Below are 15,146 nucleotides of genomic sequence, written 5' to 3' on the forward strand. Positions count from 1 at the left end.
TCACAGACCTAATCCAAAGAAGAAAGGAGCACGGACCGATGCTCGACGACACCTCCAAAACTAACATCATCACCTTGCCGGAGGCGCAGGGCCGCTTCGCACGCGGCGACTTCGATGACGCCTGGGCTGAGCAGACCCGGCTGAAAATCCGCGGATCCGTCAACAAGATTCCCAAGGTCTATCGCGCTGTCGCCGGAATGACGTCGCCCCAGCTGATCGTGTGCGACGTGGCCAGTCATGACGCGCTTTTCGAGCGCTACCTTCTGAGCAAGACCGCGCCGGAGCACTGCGGCTTCAAAAGCTATTCCAGCTTCTACACCTGGTACTCCAACAGCAGGCGCTTCATGGACGTCGCCAGTGGCAGCCGCATGCGGAAGGTTGCCTTGAGCGCGCTTGACGACGACTGGGCACAACTCATCAATCATCTTTCCGGTCAGTGCGGGACGCCGGCCTGGTTCGATCAATACGACATGATCGCGATCAGCATTCTCGCCGCGGAGTGCCGCGAGCGCGGGATTGCCATCGCCCAGCTCAGCGCCTCCTTGATCATGCAGTTCGTTCCCGAATTGCGCTCTGGGCCCAGGGACGCCATCCGTAACGCGTGCAGGCTTATCGACTCGCTTCGCGAGACCAACATGGTTCCGTCGGATCTCCTGCCGAGGTCGCCGATCGGGAGCCTGCCGACTTTTGTTGCTTCCGGTCGACGGCAGACCCCGCCTGTCGGCGCTGCCTACGCGATCACTCGAGATGCTTACATCGCGAAGCGTATCAACGGCAGCAAGGTGCTTCCTCTGGGCAGCGAAAAACGGGAAATCTCCACTCACGGCGTGGGGCCCGACCGCGCCAAGTCGATCAAGCAAGGGATCGACTGGTACTGGAACGGCCTCTGCAGCCTCGATCTGATTGACGAGGCCGCACCGATCGATCCGAAGCTCTACGCTGAACCCTACATCCTCCACGACGTTGTCATGGCCTGCGCCGATGGCAAGCTCGGAGGCGCCTGCAGCGTTGATACCCGTCGTGGACGGACGCGGACCGTGATCGAGTTTCTCGAGTGGTTGTCCCCCGGCTTCAAGGCCAGCCTTCCGGACGAGCTGTTCGAGGCCGTACAACTCGCCAAGGACCCCAATGATGGGGGCAGCGAATTCGATGCGTTCAAGCGGCAGACCTGTCTGTCTTTCGTGGGTGATCTCAACCGCCAACGTCGTTTCTTCCAGATGCCAAAGCACTTCTTCGATCTCGCCCGCCCCTTGATCGCGAATTTCAATGGCCTGCGTCCCGAGGACCAACGTGGCGAGATCAGCCGGGAGCAGCATCGCGCGCTCGACCTCGCGATCATGGCTGCTAATACGGCGATTGCGACCCGGTTTCCGCTTCGCCTTGCAACGCGTGCCCAACTTGTCGCCGGCGGCGTGCGCCCTCACATCGTGTTTCCTGAGGAGTCGAAGGAGGTTATCTTCAACATTCCCGGCTACATCACGAAGAACGGCCACTTCGCCGATGGCGTCCCGATCGCGCCGAGCCGGACGGTGGATCCCCGGGCTATCCTCGAATGGTACCTTTCCGAGGCTCATCCGCTGATCCTGAAATACAAGGTCGGCACCAAGGAGCGCCGCAAACCGCACTTGCTCTTCGCGGGCCTTCACGTCGAGACGCTTCGTCGGATCTGGCGCCGCCACACGGCGGAGGCGGGCTGCTACATCACGCCGCACATGTGCCGGCACGTCCTGGCGACGCTTCTCTACGCCGACGGCGTTCCCCTCGAGATCATCGCCGAACTGCTCGGCGACACAGTTGGGACAGTGGAAAAGTCCTACGCCTTCGTGAATCGGGCGAAACTCATTCAAGGCGCGATGGAGGCTCTCGCCCGGAAATTCAAGGGGATGTCGATCTGATGGAGTGCTTTCAGGAGTGGCCGGTCGCTTGCGTCCCCGCCTTGCAAACCGTACTGAAAGAAGCCGGCGACGAGCTCATGCAACGACGTGCTCAGAACGTCTTGACCAAGTACACTGAGTTCAGCCGTGCTCACGCCGGGGCAGTTCAACTGGGCGTCAATCTCGCCCGGCAGTTCCGCACGCACCTTCAGGCCACTCTCAGCGCCACCACGGCAAATAGTCAGTTCCGCATCATCTACAGGATCGGCATCTTGAGTTCCGACCTGCTCGTTCGGGACTGGTTCTTCGAGAATGCTCCGGACATGCGAGTGCAGGATAGGATTTTGGCCTCTCCTTGGTGGCCTGACTATATGCGACTGCTCGCGCCCGAAATGCTTGAGGCGCGACAAGCAGATGGCCGCCAGATCCTCGGGGAACTCGACAATTACTTACGGTTTCGACAGCGGCACCCGCAACTTCCCGCAGATGGCCTCATCGACCAAATGTTCTTGACAGAAGAACAAACGTCGCTGCGAAAATACCTAAGAATGGGTAAGCTGGTTGTAGGTCTCGAGCTGCTCGATCCGGGCACCCCGGAGTTGGCAATTCTCCGAACCGAGATGTTGCACCTTCACCGGGAGGCATATCCACCTCAGGGCCTGGACGCTCGGGCCCGACATCTTCCCGAAGTCGAGGAACTCCTGCGACGTGCCCGCAAGATCGGAAAGAAAGGCCGTGGCGCCCCCTATTCCGAGGCTGCGACGCGGGGACATCGCTTTGCGCTTACCGTGTTGCACGACGTGCTGATGGAGAACGGTCAGAGCTTTTCACTCAACCGGGCTGCACTGGATATCTTTGTCGACCACGTCGTCAAACAACATGAACGATATCGCGAGAACCACAACGCCGAGGATTGCTGGACGGCGACGTCGTGCGCGACCGTGCTCAAGTCACTCATTCCTTTCGTCGAGGGAAAACATCTGCGCGCGGATCTGAACGCGACGGCGGACTATTTTTGCGGCGAAGCCACGCTCGAAATCAAGGCAAAGGAACGCAAACTTGCCCAACACCCCTTAACACTTGAGAGCTATTTCGAAAGTGCGGCAAAACTGTTCGAGGCAGCGATGCATGAGACTCGCATCGCCATTCGTAACCCGAAATGCATCGGCGCCGGCCTGATCGCGCTTCTGGTCTTCTATCCACTTCGCCGCGCAGACGTTCGCAAGCTTCGCGTCGGCGTTGACATCAAGAGAACCCCTCGCGGCTGGCAACTCATCGCGGGCTCCACGCAAAAGGCAGGGACCCCGATCGAACCTGTCCGCTTGCCTGATGAGGCGACTCCGTTTCTCGACGGCGCTCTTCTTCAGGGCGTCATGTCCGAACACCTTTGGCAAACCTACGAAGAACGGATTGGGAAACCGCTCTTTCCATCCCGCAAGACCGGGGACTTCTACAGCGCACAAGGCCTGTCTGAATTGTTCCGGCGGGAAAGCGGTTTTGGCTTCGGCCCTCACATCATGCGGAGCCTCTGGGTGGATGCCTTGGTCGCCGAGGGCGAAGACCGTCAGACCATCAGCGCCATGCTGCAACATCGCAACCTGATGTCCCAGAAAGAGTATGAGGTCTTTGCGACCAAGATTCGCCGCAGCAAGGCAATCCAGCATGTTACCGACCTCGCAAATCGCGCACTCGCCATACCGGGCCTGAGCTGATTGGCAGAGGGTCGAGTGACCTTCCATGTTGGCGCCGCGAAGGTAACAATCACTCCGTTGCGACGAGTACGGGTGCGGTTTGGGACTGGTTGTACTCAGGTCACCCCGACAATCGGCGCGGCATTCTCGGTGAAGCCGCGCCGATTGTCAGGGCACCTTGAGTGAAAGGTTGGGCTGTCGAATTGAAATGGCGGGCATGAAGGTTTGGCAACACGAAAGGAAAGGGGTTGTGAATGGCCCGTGCCTCAATAGGGAAGACAAGCTGACACGGGAGATTCTTGACGCGGACCCATTGTGGGGACGCACACACCAGACAGGTGAGAAATGCAATACACTCCCAATCTCCAATCCCTGCTCCGCAACCTGAACAAGGCCAGCGCCTTCATCGACTGGCTGCGGGATGAGGGCGACAGTCTGATTGCCTCCGCTACGTTGCTTGGTGGCGCCAAGTGGGCGAAGCGCGCCCGTACCGTGGTCGCCCGCGCTCGGGCCGGCGATGACACCGCGTCTTGGGGCAAGGACCTGCATGCCCTGCGCCGGCTGCTGCATCTCGAGTTCGCGGACACCCTGGGCAGCGAGGAGGCCTATCGTTTCGCTGCGATCCATCCTGACGATCCTCGTGCGGACGAGGCCCGTCACTGCGCGGAGGCCGTCGATCGCGGCGTTCGCGCGCTGGAGGCGCTCCGGCTCTCCGGCCTGACCAACGTGCGCGGGGCTGCGTGATGGCGGAGGCTCTGAGCATTCATCGCGCGATGGGCCGCAACTGCACCCGGATGGCCGCCCAATGGCTTGTCCTGATCCATTTCAGGGCCCACGCGAACGCTCCTGTCTTTTCGCCGAGCGTTTCGCTCTACCACGACATGTTGAACCCGGAGGCAGAAGACAGCGCACGCCTGAAAGCCTGCCGCACGATGCTGGCAGTCGTGCGGGAACAAATCCTCTTCGAGAACCGGTTCGGGCGGCAGGCCTACACACGCGACAGGCCGGTCGACCCCTATGGTCGGCACTGGCAGACCACGGAGCTTGGCGCTTCGCTGGCGGCGATCGCCAGCCTTCTCGCCGAAGCGATCGGTGCCTTCGATCAGGGTCTGGCGAAACAGAACTAACTGGGCTGCGTCACCGGGCGGTCAGTTGCCGCCCGGTGATCCTATCAGCTTTGGTGACAGGGACTTGAGGAACAGGAGGGGCAGTCATGGAAGAGGCGGATATCCTGGAGCGCATCGCACCCCGCTTCGAGACATTCGAAGAAGCGTACATATGGTACGCCTTTGTCACGGTGCCTGGCTTCAGCGGGCAAACCGCACGAGAATTGGTCGATCAAGGTCGCGGGCAAGCAGTACTCGAGTTCGTCGCAGCCTGCGACGCCGGCGTCTACACCTGAACCGATCCGCGATGACGCCTCAATAAGTCATCGGTTGACCTGCCGTGGGTGTTTCATCCAGCCGTGACCGGAGCCTGGTTGATGTTTACGCCGATCGGCGCAGGTTGAGCAATCGTCCGACGCGCGGAGTGACACGCACGGCCTTTGGCGGCAGTTCATGCCACGCGCAGCGGATGACCGGTCCCTGAGCCTTTCCCGCCGCGCTTGACAGCACAATTTGGTAATAGCATAGGAAATGGTCTGTCAAAACCTCGAGGTGTCGCGCCCGCTATCGATGCTCATTTCTCTAGGCTGCTGGTCATTTGCAATATACCGATGCTGCCCACCGTCGCGCCAGACACTGGACGCACTTCCCTCTCGGTATAATTCTTTCCTGATCAAGGCCTCCCTCCACACAGTTTTCGGACCGTTTATCAACGGAAGCTTTAGGGTCGGCGACTGTCTTGGGAGGAATTCATGGCGTTAAGCTCTCGATCAGATCCGTAATGTCTTGAGCCAAGTCCACAAGAAAGTCCGCAGCGTCCGTAACATCGCCTGAGTAAATTCCCCAGTAAACAAAACTAGAATTGCTTGGAACCAAATCCCCCTCGTGAGCCACTCTATTTCTCCACCTCCAAATGAGATCCAGCTTCTTCCGCGTTTCTTTTGAATCTCTTCCGTTAAAATTTTCAAGCTCTGACCAGATGTTTACTGAGATCGAAGAAAAGCACTCCTTAATGTTTGCAGAACCGACAAAAGAACGGAAGGAGTTCTGTTTGCGCACGAAAAGATCAATTTCAGCTCCCATATTGGCTTCCCCCCGAGCAGTAACACTAAAGGGTACTTGTAGATTCACGCTCTCTGGGAAAGAAGCAACTCTTCTCGACACCTCGACTCTAATCACCTCGTGAATAAAAAAATCGAAAGCTCCGACGATCAGCATCAAGCTGCCACGGATGGCGGTATCCTGATCCTTGATGGGCAAGACCGAAGCTACACTGATTAGACTCCTTGCATCCGCGACGCACTTCTGAAACCCATCCTTTGCAAAGTAAAACGCCATTATATATGCATTATATATGCTTGAGCGCTAGAGAGATTTTCTTTGCGGCATTTTTGTAGATTCCATCAAATGTCGACACACTTGCGATTTGATTGTTCGCAACTGAACCAGATGTATTGATGTCGTCTCGCGTGAGTGTAAAAACTGGCTTCGAAAGATCTTGCGAAATCGCCATCAGGCTATTGAAATCGGGCACCTCAACCATGAAATCTTTCGGGTCTGAATTCATCTCTTTATATGCTTCTTCGTCAAGTAAAAAGCCTGCAGCTTCGAAGCTTTCGAAAAGATCGGACTGGAGCACCGACTTGAGATTATTGAACCATTTTTCAAACGCACGGGTTGGCCGATCCTCTCCATCCCTAAGTCTCTTTCGGTAGTTCTGCACAATTGATCCGACAAATTTAACCGGCTTCCCAGTCCATGGGTAATCTGCGGATTTGAGTATCGAATTCTCCCCAGCATTCTTGGACCACTCCCCCCAAACAGGAAGCGTTTTTGCCAAAGAACGGAGCGCCATCGCAGAGAAGAAATCTGGTGCCATCGGTATGATAAATGCGTCACTGCTCATCAAGATGTTTTGATTTAACGCCCCGAGGCTGGGACTCAGATCAATGAGCACAACATCAATGCCATTCTTTGCCGCTGTGATATTTATCGAATGAGCAATTGCGCCTGGTATATTCTGGAAATTCACCAGCGCTCCACCGAGCTCATGTGCGATCGCCAACCTGCTTTCGTATTCCGAAAGCCCAACATGCCCCGGAAGGATGAAAAGGTTGGATCTTCCGGGAACTGATTGTATTTCGGAGACTTCAATTGGTCGGGGACGACCATCAAACGCGGGCGCAACGGAATCTTTAATGTTTCGTGGATTCTTTACATCATTGGTTTCATAGGGATATTCTTCGTCTTGAGAATACTCCAGCATGAGCCCCGTAAGATTACACTGCGGATCGCAGTCGACAAGAAGAACCTTCTTTCCCTCTTCTGCCAGCTTCCAGCCGATGTTGAAGGTTGACGTTGTTTTCGAAACACCTCCTTTGTGGTTGAAAAAAGCAATTCTTTTGGCTTGAGGTTTTTTTGGCATTTGTGCTTTCCGAAGTTGCAGTTTTCTTGACGTAACCATGAAACTGGCAAATAAACAATATGTTAGTGTGCATGGGCTAGAACTTCCTCGCCAACAATGTCGCGGGGCTGACGCAGGATTTATGCTTAGCGACTGGCTATCTCGGTCTCTGACGGATCAATGATGTTATGCCTCCGTCAGATTCGGCTTGCTGTCACGCCTCAGACCGCCGCGGTCCCATCAACCAGGTGCAGCGCTTTCTGGGCTTTCCGGTCGTTCGTCCGGTTCGCAGCGAAGGTCGGCTCCCCGCCCTTCTGATCGCTCGCTGCCAGCGAGCCCAAGCAGGAAGTGGAAGGGCGTTAAACTCGTTACGGATCGCCTCGAGGCGCCCCCGCGTGCGCAGGTATTCGGGGATGCTGTTCGGAAGATCGTTGATCTCGACGTTCTCCCGGTAGACGTCGGCATCGGCGTTGCAGACGAGAACCGGCACCCCATCCAGGAAAGCCTCGAAGCGGCCCAGGGCCGCGGCAAAGGGGATGCCCTCGGCATCGAGGCGCGCCTGCGAGATGCACGTGAACGCCTGGCAGAAGTCGCTGAGCTCCGGGTTGACCTTCGGGCGCACGACCAGCTCGAAGCGATCGATGACCGAGAAGGTGCGGGTCTCGACGCGCACGGCGCCGATCTGGATGACCTCTCGCAGGTCGGTCGGCAGAGGGCGCCCGGCCTGCCGGCGCTCCCAGGACCCCTCTCAGCAGGTCTGTTCGGCGTCCAGGATCACCATGTCCGGGGTCTGCCGGAACTCCTCCAGCATCTGCCGCGTCGCGCCCTCGTTCAGCATCGTCTTTCCTTTCCTGGCGAGGGCCCGGTCGGCCCGCGGTCATCCAGGATATTGGCCTGAACGCGATGACGCGAAGCGAACTCTGCCCGGTGCGGGATGATTTTCGCCGACCCGGGCGCGTTTGCCGATGTTGGATGCTCGCCGCTATCGCGCTCGATCGCGACCGTAACGTCCCAGAGGGAGTTGCTTCATGGCCGCGCGCGTTGCGGTGCCGATCGCCTTCCTTGTCTTCGGAGGCACACCCTGCTCCTTTAAGAATTCCGGTAGCGCGTCCACGACGTCCGAGACCTCGCGCACGATCTCGCGGGTTCGGGATTCCTCGATGCCGTAGCGGCCTGCGAGGTTCACGATTGCTTGGGGGCGCATGTCCATATCGTCAGCCGAGAGGCCCATGGCATGATAGCCGGACGGGCTTCGGACATGCGTGATGTCGAAGGCCGGCGACAGCGTCCATGAGCCATTGCGGGTCATGAGGTAGGCGTGGTTCTTCGCGTGGTCGTCCTGGTTCACGGCGGCGATGTTGAAGGTCAGGCGCCGGAGAAGCTGCTCGGCATCCCGGTCATCTCCGTGAAGGCTTCGCGAGATCTGGAAGAGACTCTCGTAGGTCAAGGAGCCGGCGCGGAAATTCTGGTCGGTGAGGGCGGCGGCGGACTGCATATGGAGTCGTCGCGCCCCGGATCTGTCGAAGCGGTCCGTCTGGAAGAAGCGTTCGCCTTTATCGGACTGGACAGTTTCCGTATTCTCCATCGAGATGCAGGCCGCTCGGGCGGCCTGGGCGTAGGCCGCCTCGATCGGCACCGCACTCGGCAGGTCGTCGCGCGCGGCGCGCTTGACGAGGACATGCCTCAGGCCCGACTGCCACTCCGATCTGTGGTCGCGGTAGCGTCCAGTCTTTTCATCGAGGAGTGCCACGAATTTCGGGCGGGCGCCCTGCGAGCCGCCGGAAACGGCGCGCAGTCCCGCCAGCACATCGTGGTCGACCTGCTCGAGATCGTCCGATGTCCGTGCAAAATAGTCGAGGGAGAGATCGCTGACGCGCCTGGCGGTCTCATCCGCCGGCTCGTAGCACAGCGCCCCCATGCCATGGCGACCGACCATCGCGAGATGAGCCATCGGTCGAGGAAGGTGATCTTCCCGGACCAGGAGTTCCCGGTCCATGAGGAGCCTTCCCCAGCCGTCGGGAACACTGTCTCCGAAGACGGCAGGAAGTCCGTGAAACGCACGGGGGTCGTTCGTCGTGTGGAGGCGGGACCAATCCGTGACGAGGAAAGGCGAGAGCTTTAGACTGCTTTCGCGAACCTCATCGCTCCACTCGACATAGGCGCGACGCTCAGCATCGTTCCAGGCCAGGGTTCCGACATCGACCTGCGGCTGGCCGTCGTGAAAATCGAGCGACGCGCGAAGCCTCACGGCTGTCTCCCGCGCGGCGAGGCGCGTTTTCGCACTTTCCTTGGAGTGCGTCCTTCGACCTCATCCAGGGTGGACGGGGGCGCCGGCGGGATCACGTCATTGAGCCTGTGCCCGACCGCGATCGCGTCGCAAATGGCAAGGAAGGAGGCCAGCGAGATCTGACCTGTCCGTTCGAACTTCTTGAGTGTGGAGAGCGGGACGCCGCTCGCCTTCGCGAGGTCTTCCTGGGACAGGTTGAGGCCGAGACGACGGTTGCGCACGGCCTCCGATAGAGCTGCCACTCCCGGGGTCTCGCCGCGCCTGAGAACATCAACGAACATCATAGTAGCTATATGGTGCGGAATCTTTGCAGAAGCAAGGTGGAGCTTCCTTGGCGTTGTTACGCAAATCAGCGTCCAGGCTGAAGGGCCCCTTGCCCGAACGGCGGTACGGGACCTTCACCCCGATCCGCGCCTGCCGTCGGCACAGCGTCGAATAGTCCGGCACCGGCCAGTCGAGCCCAGCGATCCGGATCAGGCTCTCGACCGGCCCAACCGTTCGCCGAAGCGGAAGGCCGAAGATCACTTTCAGCGTGAGGCATAGCTGGACCGCATTCGTCGGGAAAACAGCGCCCCACGCTGTTTTCTGATCCTCCTCATTCCGAAAACGTCTCGGGCCGCCCCCGCTTGCCGGTCTTTCCGGCGCGCCAGACCGTGCCGGGATCGAACCAGACCGACAGCGAGCCAGGGCGCCGCAGCGCTGCATTGTAAGCGGACCAGTTTGTCGTGCGATAGCGGGTGGGACTTGGCTTCGGCATGGGCCGCTTCTAAAGCACCAGATTCGTTCAGTGAATCCTCTTCACCGATATGTGCAACAAGGTCCTCCTGCCTGGAGAACGGAACCGATCTCCCGCCGCGACGCGTTCCTGCTGCCGACCGATCCCGTCGACCGGACCCGGCTCTTGCATATCTCGAATATCAGCATACAATATATGCAAGATAACTGACGACGCCGGTACGCACCCGAGGAGGTCGCCCATGAAGGAAAACATCCACGTCATCCAGGCCGACGGCAAGGACAGCAGCCTGCCCCGGTCGGACGTCCTGCAGGCGCTCGGCCACATGCGCAACGCGCTTGTCGTCACCTTCACCTCGGCAAGCGATCTCACGGTCGGGCGCGGGGTTCTCCGCAACCTTCCGCGCCTCCTCGAGGAGAAACGTGCAGCGCGCCAGCAGGAGCGCATCGAGAAGATGATGGAGGGCCTCCTCGACCTCGATCCCTTCGACCAGGCCGAGACCAGGATCGACGCCGACAACGCGGCGCTGCGCACCCGCTTTCTGGAGGACTTCAAGACCCTGACGAGCGCGGAAGTGCATGCAAATGTCGGTCACAAGGGCCGGAATACCGCCCAGACCGCCGCGACGTGGAAACGGGCCGGCAGGATCTGCTCCGTGACCTACGGCGGTCGGGATCTCTTTCCCGCATTCCAGTTCGACAGTGGCGGACAGCCGCTGCCGCTCCTGAAGGACGTGCTCGCAGCCCTGCCCGGGACTCTCACATCCTGGCAGCGCGCCTTCTGGCTCGTCGCCCGCGATTTCCATCTCGACGGAAAAAGGCCGATCGATTGCATCAGGGAAGGCGACCCCGGGGTCATCGAGGCTGCCCGCCATGCGGGTGCCCTGCCGGTTGGATAAGGGATCTCGATGAAACTCCCGGACCCGGCCCGTGTCGCCCGGCCAGTCACTCTGGCCGCCGGCACGGACCTTCATCGCCTGCATCACGTCGATTATCCCGGGGCAAGCTTCAACCCCTGCAAGGGGGCTCCCACCCGCTTCGCACCGCTTTTCGACGGCACCACCTGCATCCCGACCTTCTACGCCGCCACGACTTTCGATGGCGCGGCCTACGAAACCCTCTTTCGCGGGATCCCGGACCCCTATGCCGGCATTCCGCGCGGATCGCTGGACGACCGGGGCGCAAGTCTCATCGCGCCGCTTCGGGACCTCACGCTTATCCCCTTCTTCACACCCGAACTCATCGGCTGGGGCCTCGACGCGGCCACTGTCTTTTCACCGAACATCTCGTCCTACCCGGCCTGCCGGGCACTTGCCCTCCAGGCCTGGCGCGACAATCCCGCCGCGGACGGCCTGATCTGGAACTCGGTCCGGGACAACTCGGCCCAGGCCATGCTCATCTTCGAGGGCCGGGCGCAGGCCGGAAACTTCCAGACGCGTTCCGTTCGCGAGGTGCGCGCGGATCCGGATCTTCTGGCCGACATCGCGGACGCGGGCCGGCGCGCGGGCTTCACGATCACCCGTTAGGAGAGGCAGACCTCACCTGCTGGAAAGGCTTCGCGATGACATCCAGGATCTTCTCACCCGATCACCGCGGGTAAATACGGGCCAGCCTTTTGCAGTAAATGAAGCAGAATGACCCGCCGAGGGCTCGTAGCGCGATGACCGCTTGGACCCCGCATCGACCGATTCTGCGACTGTCATTAACGGCGACTACGATGATCTCATCCTTCTTACGGGGCACTTAGGCGGTCGCGGTTTGAGCTTGGCTGAACCCGCGGGACAGGGCGACCTGCCACATGCGGTTCAGGTCTTGCTTGCCGACGCGCGCAACCTGTTGGTCGACAGCACAGGGATCAAGTTTCTCGGGGATGGAGAGTGGCTCGCTCGCAAGCACGGCACGCACCGCAGACGCCAATACCGCAAGGTCCATCTTGCGATGGACACGGGCTCCGGCGACATCCTGGCCGTGGAATTCACGTCCAGCCGCGAGGGCGACAGCCCCGTCCTGCCGGACCTCCTGGATCAGATCCCGCCGGATCAGGAGATCGGCACCGTGACCGGTGATGGTGGCATGCAGGTCCTTCAGGATGGCGAGACGACATTCATGCAAGGTGCAGCATTCTCGCTGAGAGGACGGCTGCAGTGTAGGCACGAAGCGGATGCTGAGGGCGGGCGGATGCGTCGATCACCAATTGCTTGTGGTGCTCCGCCGAAAATTTTACCAATCGCTCGTAGTCCCGTCGTGGAGGAGGGAGCCAGTGCAGGAAGGACATGATCTCGACGGTCTGATCCGATTTTCTCAACGCGATGAAGCCTGGAGAGAGCGGCTCGCCTCGGTGCTGGATGAGCATCTTCTCCCCGCCATGGAAGAATTCGATCTCGACTTCGAAGACCTGGAAGAGCTCCTGGGCGAGCAGGTGCCTTGGACGCTCTGGGGCTGTGCCTTCGAGGACTTCCTGTCTCGCGGGTGGGAACCGGGCGGACAGAATATCATCGATGTCTACCTCAAGCGTCGCGGTTGGTCGGAAAAGGCGCTGAACCGGGCCTACATCGAAGGCCTGCGCGATGCCCATGTCAGCCTTCACGAGGTCAGCGATGTAAAGCCGGGCGCCTCCATGAAACTGCGAGACCTTCTGACTGGGGCGGCCCCTGTGACCGTGCGCGAGAAGAGCGCCACGCGGTCTCTGAAGCAGTGGGACCGGATCGCCGTCCGGATTGTTCCGGTTCGGGATCACCACGTGATCTCTGGGGGCCTACTGCCTTTTTCACAGGAGGCGACAGATCTCCTCTTCGAGGGAATGCGCGATGTTCTGCGATTGCGAAAATCGCAAGAGCTTCGGCTGACGGAGGAGCAACTGCGCGACTGTGCTCCGCTATTCAGCTCGGCATGGCTGTTTACCGAACTGCCACGGGTTCTGGAGCCGCAGGCGCCGCAGCTGGCCAACACCGATGGCGAAGACCTGCTCTTTCACGAGCTTCGGTTTCCCTTCGCCAAAGGCGTGCTGCAGAGCCAGGTGGCCGCCGCGCTCAGAAAGGTGACCGGACTGGAACCGGCGGGGGCGAAATTCTGGAACTGGCTGGCCCCCAAGTCACGCAGCAAGAAAGGACAAACACAGAGGAAGGGGTCAGGGCTGGCTTTCGGAACCTTCACCGAGAGCGGAACCGTGCTCGGAACGGTTGAACTCAAAGGCAAGGCTCTGATCCTCGAAGTCAACTCCAAAGAACGTGCGCTTCGCGGTGAGGTGTTGATCAAGGACGCCACCGGCGATTTGCTGCGACCGCCGTTGACCAAGATTCAAACCGTCGAGCAGATCATGCGGGAGCGGGAAGACCAGCCGGACGAGGATTTCGACGGCACGGATGAGGTCCCGCCCGAGATTGCACGTCAGGTCACTCTGGAATACTTGGATCGCCATTATCGCGAAACGCTGGACCAGCCGCTCCCGGCATTGGACGGCAAGACACCACGCAAGGCAGTTCGCAGTGCTGCCGGGCGGACGAAGGTGGTGGAGTGGCTGAAATACCTGGAAAATGCCAGCGCGAAGAACATCGGATCCCCGATGGCCGACTACGATTTCGGCTGGATGTGGGATGAGTTGGGCCTCGGTGACAAGCGACAGTAGGAGTGTCGGCTTTGTTTTTTCTCGGACGACCGAGATCTGGAGCACGCCCATTGCTGCCCACAAGGGCAGTCGCGGCGGGCTGGTGCCCCCGTTCAGCATCAGCTCAGATTTCTCAGGGGCGCTGATGGGGGCGACGGGGGACAAAGAACCTCTTCATCGCCTGCGGCGCACCCTCGCGAAACTTGGCAAACGACGCTATGCCGCAAGAAGCCCCTTCTTCGCAGGGCGCTGCCGTCCGGCCTGCAACACGGCGACCCCGGCCAGGATCAGCGTCATCGCGATGCCATCGGAAAGGGTGACCTGTTCGCCCGCCAACGCGCCGATCGCGAGCGCGACGACCGGCGGGATGTAGGTCGCGCCCGAGGCGACCACCGCGCCAAGCTCTGCCACGATGTAGTAATAAAGCACATAGGCAAGCCCGGTGCCCAAGAGCCCAAGCCCCAAGACAAGACCAACGGAGGCACGCGGATCAGCAAACAGGTGTGTGATCCCGGTGAAGCTCGTCGTGGCAGCAAGCAATATCAGGGCGAACCCGGTCTGATAGGTGGCCAGCGCCAGCGGCGGGATGTTCAGCCCGCTCAGGAACCGACGGGCGTAGACAAATGACCCGCCAATGCTGAGCGCGCCCAGCAGCATCCAGGCCGTCCCGATCAGGCTCACCCCCAGCCCGGCCTGCCAGGGCTGCGCGATCAACAGGATTCCGGCGAAGCCGATCGCGACCCCCATGGCCATCATCAGCGTCGGAGGCTCCTTGCGCAGACCCACCCAGGCACACAGGAAGGTGAATAGTGGAATCGACCCGCTCAGAAGCCCTGCGATGCTGGACGGTAAAAGCGATACGCCCTTGGCAAAGGCAAAGTAGTAGAACGCCGTTGCCAACACCGACATAGCCAGGAAATGCGGCGCATGGCGCAGGTGCGACCGTGTCAGCACGCCCTTGTAGAAAGCCACTCCAAGGATCGGGAGGAAGCCGAACAGCACCCGCAGGAATACGATCTGTGCCGGGGAAATCAGCGCCAGCGCCCACTTCATGAAGATGAAGTTGCTGCCCCAGACGAACCCCAGAACCACAAAAGCAATATAGGCGCGCGACCGCATCGAGATCTTCCTTCTGGTGAAGTCGTCATGTTTTCCAGGGCGTGCAGGTCAGGGCGCCGTCAGACGGCGCGCGTCAACCCGCCGTCGACCCGCAGGTTCTGGCCGGTCATGTAGCCGCCCCCCTCGGACGCAAGCCACGAGATCAGCGATGACACTTCCCCCGCATGGCCATATCGCCCCAACGGGATGCGCGCCTTGCGGTCCTCGGTCTCGGGCAGGCTGTCGATGAAGCCGGGCAGGACGTTGTTCATCCGGATATTCTGCGCGGCGTATTTGTCGGCATAAAGCTTGGCGAAGGCGGCAAGGCCCGCGCGAAACACGCCCGA

The 15,146-nt window shown here is 60.1% G+C and carries 15 protein-coding genes and 2 pseudogenes; 9 read left to right on the plus strand and 8 right to left on the minus strand.

Annotated features, from left to right (window positions below; all coding sequences use genetic code 11):
* The first annotated feature begins 38 nt into the window (after positions 1–38).
* The 5 genes from BLV97_RS11880 to BLV97_RS11900 all read left to right on the plus strand — a co-directional run bounded on the left by BLV97_RS11880 (position 39) and on the right by BLV97_RS11900 (position 4,967).
* Positions 39–1,895, plus strand: a complete 1,857-nt coding sequence (locus BLV97_RS11880) for a site-specific integrase (protein ID WP_035845966.1) — start codon at positions 39–41, stop codon at positions 1,893–1,895.
* Complete coding sequence (locus BLV97_RS11885; protein WP_035845969.1) at positions 1,895–3,586, plus strand: site-specific integrase; 1,692 nt, start codon at positions 1,895–1,897, stop codon at positions 3,584–3,586. The genes BLV97_RS11880 and BLV97_RS11885 overlap by 1 nt, the downstream gene beginning before the upstream one ends.
* Before the next feature lie 324 nt (positions 3,587–3,910).
* The gene (locus tag BLV97_RS11890) at positions 3,911–4,309 is read left to right on the plus strand and encodes a hypothetical protein (protein ID WP_051646275.1); all 399 of its coding nucleotides are present in this window, start codon (positions 3,911–3,913) and stop codon (positions 4,307–4,309) included.
* On the plus strand, positions 4,309–4,692 hold the full coding sequence (locus BLV97_RS11895; protein ID WP_035845971.1) for a hypothetical protein: 384 nt from the start codon (positions 4,309–4,311) through the stop codon (positions 4,690–4,692). Before BLV97_RS11890 ends, BLV97_RS11895 begins: the two co-directional genes overlap by 1 nt.
* An 86-nt stretch (positions 4,693–4,778) precedes the next feature.
* The gene (locus BLV97_RS11900; protein WP_051646276.1) at positions 4,779–4,967 is read left to right on the plus strand and encodes a hypothetical protein; all 189 of its coding nucleotides are present in this window, start codon (positions 4,779–4,781) and stop codon (positions 4,965–4,967) included.
* 454 nt (positions 4,968–5,421) lie between these two features.
* Here the strand turns inward: BLV97_RS11900 and BLV97_RS11905 are convergent, their stop codons facing one another.
* The 6 genes and pseudogenes from BLV97_RS11905 to BLV97_RS11930 form a co-directional block, all read right to left on the minus strand.
* Positions 5,422–6,009, minus strand: coding sequence for a HEPN domain-containing protein (locus BLV97_RS11905; protein WP_035845976.1), 588 nt, complete (start codon positions 6,007–6,009; stop codon positions 5,422–5,424).
* A 10-nt stretch (positions 6,010–6,019) separates the two neighbouring features.
* Complete coding sequence (locus BLV97_RS11910) at positions 6,020–7,096, minus strand: ParA family protein (RefSeq protein WP_160169199.1); 1,077 nt, start codon at positions 7,094–7,096, stop codon at positions 6,020–6,022.
* Positions 7,097–7,289: 193 nt separating this feature from the next.
* Positions 7,290–7,787 carry an exonuclease domain-containing protein gene (locus BLV97_RS11915; protein ID WP_081825175.1) on the minus strand — a complete coding sequence of 166 codons (498 nt, stop codon included), beginning with the start codon at positions 7,785–7,787 and terminating at the stop codon, positions 7,290–7,292.
* Between the two features lie 270 nt (positions 7,788–8,057).
* On the minus strand, positions 8,058–9,323 hold the full coding sequence (locus BLV97_RS11920) for a type II toxin-antitoxin system HipA family toxin (protein ID WP_051646278.1): 1,266 nt from the start codon (positions 9,321–9,323) through the stop codon (positions 8,058–8,060).
* Positions 9,320–9,646: a helix-turn-helix domain-containing protein gene (locus tag BLV97_RS11925; RefSeq protein WP_035845978.1), complete on the minus strand. Its 327-nt coding sequence runs from the start codon at positions 9,644–9,646 to the stop codon at positions 9,320–9,322. Before BLV97_RS11925 ends, BLV97_RS11920 begins: the two co-directional genes overlap by 4 nt.
* Before the next feature lie 64 nt (positions 9,647–9,710).
* Positions 9,711–10,119: pseudogene (locus BLV97_RS11930) on the minus strand (transposase); the annotation flags it as partial.
* A 220-nt stretch (positions 10,120–10,339) separates the two neighbouring features.
* Here BLV97_RS11930 and BLV97_RS11935 point away from each other — a divergent pair.
* The 4 genes and pseudogenes from BLV97_RS11935 to BLV97_RS11950 all read left to right on the plus strand — a co-directional run bounded on the left by BLV97_RS11935 (position 10,340) and on the right by BLV97_RS11950 (position 13,722).
* The gene (locus BLV97_RS11935) at positions 10,340–10,996 is read left to right on the plus strand and encodes a hypothetical protein (RefSeq protein ID WP_051646279.1); all 657 of its coding nucleotides are present in this window, start codon (positions 10,340–10,342) and stop codon (positions 10,994–10,996) included.
* A 9-nt stretch (positions 10,997–11,005) separates the two neighbouring features.
* On the plus strand, positions 11,006–11,623 hold the full coding sequence (locus BLV97_RS11940) for an RES family NAD+ phosphorylase (RefSeq protein ID WP_035845984.1): 618 nt from the start codon (positions 11,006–11,008) through the stop codon (positions 11,621–11,623).
* A gap of 304 nt (positions 11,624–11,927) precedes the next feature.
* Positions 11,928–12,167: pseudogene (locus tag BLV97_RS21970) on the plus strand (transposase); the annotation flags it as partial.
* Positions 12,168–12,357: 190 nt separating this feature from the next.
* Positions 12,358–13,722, plus strand: coding sequence for a DUF7986 domain-containing protein (locus BLV97_RS11950; RefSeq protein WP_035846003.1), 1,365 nt, complete (start codon positions 12,358–12,360; stop codon positions 13,720–13,722).
* A 195-nt stretch (positions 13,723–13,917) separates the two neighbouring features.
* Here the strand turns inward: BLV97_RS11950 and BLV97_RS11955 are convergent, their stop codons facing one another.
* Positions 13,918–14,820 carry a DMT family transporter gene (locus tag BLV97_RS11955; protein WP_092164075.1) on the minus strand — a complete coding sequence of 301 codons (903 nt, stop codon included), beginning with the start codon at positions 14,818–14,820 and terminating at the stop codon, positions 13,918–13,920.
* Positions 14,821–14,879: 59 nt separating this feature from the next.
* A partial coding sequence (locus BLV97_RS11960; protein ID WP_143037521.1) for an SDR family oxidoreductase occupies positions 14,880–15,146 on the minus strand: 267 nt, incomplete at its 5' end.

It is taken from the genome of Allgaiera indica, from assembly GCF_900106675.1.
GTDB classification, from domain to species: domain Bacteria; phylum Pseudomonadota; class Alphaproteobacteria; order Rhodobacterales; family Rhodobacteraceae; genus Acidimangrovimonas; species Acidimangrovimonas indica.